Consider the following 542-nt stretch of genomic DNA (forward strand, 5'->3'; position numbering starts at 1 on the left):
ATCGGAGAAGCGCGGGAGATCGTGGAGTTCTACCCGGCGGCGTTGTCGGCGTGGGAGCACGGGTTCATCACCCGCGCCCACGTCACCGTGATCGTCGACGCCGGTCGTGTGGTGCCGGTGGATCGGCGGCTCGAGTTCGAGCGGGAGGCGATCGACCGCAGCTTGAACGACACCCCGAACCGGGTCCGGGCTGGGCTGGAGCTCTTCGCTGAGAAGCTCACCGAGCCGTCGTTCACCGAACGACACGAGGATGCCGCCCGCCAGCGCGCGGTGCGCCTGGTCCCCGGGCGGGACGGGATGTGTGACGTCATCGCGACGGTGCCGACGGTCATCGGCGACGGCATCCTCGACCGCCTCACCCGCATGGCGCACGCGGTGCAGGACGCGGATGTCTCGCACGGCGCAGCGCGCCCGGGCGGTGCAGCTCACCCGGACAGCGCGGCTTTCGGCACCCGCAACGGCGGTGTGCCTGCCGCGGTGGCGGCAGATCGTCGCACGGTTGATCAGATCCGCGCGGACCTGTTCGCGGACCTGATCCTCGC

Annotated in this window: 1 pseudogene; it reads left to right on the forward strand. The window is 70.8% G+C overall.

The features are described from left to right. Nucleotides 1-21: 21 nt before the first annotated feature. Nucleotides 22-542, forward strand: a pseudogene (locus tag FJ657_RS16935) (DUF222 domain-containing protein); the annotation flags it as partial.

It is taken from the genome of Schumannella soli (genome assembly GCF_006517435.1).
Taxonomy (GTDB): domain Bacteria; phylum Actinomycetota; class Actinomycetes; order Actinomycetales; family Microbacteriaceae; genus Schumannella; species Schumannella soli.